Below are 1,086 nucleotides of genomic sequence, written 5' to 3'. Positions count from 1 at the left end.
GGGCCTGCGCCGGGCCCGGGCCGGGTCTGCGCCGGGCTCGGGCCGGGACCGCGCCCGGTCTGCGCCCGGCCTGGGGGCGTCGGCCCGACCCCGCCTGGCCTGCGCCGGGTCTGCGCCGGGCCTGCGCCGGGCCCGGGCCGGGCCTGCGCCCGGCCAGGGGGCGTCGGCTCGACCGTGGGTCCTGCCGGGCGCCGGGCGGGGGCCCTGGCGGGGTCAAGCGGGGCTCTGGCCGCCCACCCGGCCGACGAGGGTCACGCCGGCCGCGCGGAGGTCCTCCAGGGCCTTCTCGGTGGTGTGGGGGGCCACGGCGGCCGTCAGGTCGAGGAGGACGCGGGTGGCGAACCCCTCGCGGGCCGCGTCGAGGGCGGTGGCGCGGACACAGTGGTCGGTCGCGATGCCGACGACGTCCACCTCGGCCACCTGCCGCTCACGCAGCCACTGGGCGAGGCCGGCGCCGTTCTCGTCGGTGCCCTCGAAACCGCTGTACGCGGCCTCGTACGCCCCTTTGTCGAAGACGGCGGCGACCGCCCCCGAGGCGACGGCGGGCGCGAAGTTCGGGTGGAACCCGACGCCCTCGGTCCCGGCGACGCAGTGCGCGGGCCAGGAGTTCTCGTAGTCCGGCTCCGCCGGGGGGCGGGCGAAGTGCGGGCCGGGGTCGATGTGGTGGTCCCGCGTCGCCACGACGTGCCGGTAGCCGGCGGTGGCGTTCCCGATCAGTTCGGTGATCGCGGCGGCGACGTCGGCGCCGCCGGTGACCGCGAGGCTGCCGCCTTCGCAGAAGTCGTTCTGTACGTCGACGACGATCAGTGCGCGGTGCATGTCGAGTGCCCTTCGGCTCGGTGTGGATGGTTCTGCTGTGCGGCGGCGCGTCGGGCCCTGCGGGGGCTCTTCCCCCACCCCGCCCCTTCCCGAAACTGGGGGCCAGACCCCCAGCCCCCCGACCGAGACCCCCGCTCCCAGGCGCTCCGCGCCCGGTGCGCCCATACCCACCAGCAGGCAACGACCGGGCCGCACCAAAATCCAGCCCCGCCGGCGATTGAGGCGCGGGGCTCCGGGGCGGAGCCCCTGGGGGCACCTCCCAGCGGT

General features: G+C 77.6%; 1 protein-coding gene. It reads right to left on the bottom strand.

The features are described from left to right. Positions 1–213: 213 nt before the first annotated feature. Positions 214–819: an isochorismatase family protein gene (locus VR44_RS40100; RefSeq protein ID WP_045952629.1), complete on the bottom strand. Its 606-nt coding sequence runs from the start codon at positions 817–819 to the stop codon at positions 214–216. Between the last annotated feature and the right edge of the window lie 267 nt (positions 820–1,086).

This window comes from Streptomyces katrae (genome assembly GCF_000966975.1).
Lineage (GTDB): Bacteria > Actinomycetota > Actinomycetes > Streptomycetales > Streptomycetaceae > Streptomyces > Streptomyces katrae.
Note: the sequence above shows the minus strand (reverse complement) of the source record. Positions and strands in the feature narration are given on the sequence as shown.

Coding starts and splice junctions, on each gene's coding strand:
- VR44_RS40100 (WP_045952629.1), bottom strand. CDS start 819: ATGCACCGCGCACTGATCGTCGTCGACGTACAGAACGACTTCTGCGAA.